At 61.3% G+C, this 1,270-nt stretch carries 1 protein-coding gene; it reads right to left on the bottom strand.

Features of this window, described 5'->3' with window-relative positions; translation table 11 throughout:
* Positions 1-864, bottom strand: an 864-nt coding sequence (locus Y707_RS28595) for an alcohol dehydrogenase catalytic domain-containing protein (RefSeq protein WP_035783290.1), incomplete at its 3' end; no start/stop codon positions are given.
* Positions 865-1,270 lie beyond the last annotated feature (406 nt).

Raw genomic sequence — 1,270 nt, 5'->3', positions numbered from 1 at the left:
CACCCCGACGGAGCCGATGCCTCCCGTGAAACGGACCGAGGCGATCAGCCGGTTCATGGTCAGCACCGGGTCCTCATTTCCCTGCGGGTCGTGGGCTTGATAGCCGACGCACTCGCAACCACGGTCCGCGCCGAGACCCATCGTCTGGTCCAGGACGAACTGCACCGGATCGGTCTTCGAATCATCAACCGCAATAGCACCGATCTCCTCAGCCAGACGCAACCGGTCGGGGTGCCGGTCAACGACCATGATCTTCGCCGCACCCTTAATACCCGCGGACAAGGCTGCCATCAGTCCCACCGGACCGGCACCGTAAATCACCACCGAATCCCCTGGAACCACGCCGGCCATCTCGGTGGCATGATAGCCCGTGGGGAAGACGTCCGAGAGCATCACGTAGTCGTTCTCTTTCTCTTTCGCGTCCTCTCCCAGGCGCAGGCAATTATGGTCTCCGTATGGCACCCGAAGCAGTTCAGCCTGGCCCCCGCCGAAGGTTCCCATGCCGGCGAAACCGTATGCGGCACCCCCCGATGCCGGATCGGGTTGGTTGGTCAAGCAGTAGTTGGTGTAACCGCGTTCGCAGTTCTTGCAGAACCCGCATGAAATATTGAACGGCAACACGACTGGCTCGCCGACTTTAACCTTGTCCACGCCGCTGCCGACTTCGACTACTTCGCCCATATTTTCGTGCCCGAAGGTGCGTCCAGCCTCAAAGTCGGTGCGGCCCTCATACATGTGCAGGTCCGACCCGCAGATGTTCGTCGCCGTAACCTTGACCAATACATCGGTAGGCCGCTCAACCCTGGCGTCGGGAACGTCCTCTACGCTCACGTCCTTCGGCCCCTTATACACAACAGCTTTCATGGTGTTCCCTCCAACGGATTTGCTTATGATGCTGCGCCGATATCCGCGCATTTCGAGCCCGTGCTCCACGCACCAACATCTACCACCCTAAGCATGCTTACCAAACAAAGTCGAGAGTGGACCGGGTCAACCAAAGTGCTGGGGTGCTGCAACCGGGGAAACGTAGGGGTCTCTTGCGCATGGCGGGCGGATCCACTCAGGCAGGAGATCCCAATAGGCGACTGGGGCTGTTTGGCTGGCGGTCAATGCGTCCCTGCCCGGCAGGGCAGCAGCCCGACCGGCTTTCCATGCCGTTAGACTCGCTGTCGTGGACAGGCGATGGGACAAGGCCATGACCCGGGCCGTGAAGTTTCATGCTGCCCATGGCAGGTTGCCCCGCCGGCACAGCGGCGATTCGGCCGAGGGG

Source organism: Arthrobacter sp. H14 (genome assembly GCF_000520495.1).
GTDB lineage: Bacteria > Actinomycetota > Actinomycetes > Actinomycetales > Micrococcaceae > Arthrobacter_C.
This window is presented reverse-complemented; position numbering and strand designations above follow the sequence as displayed.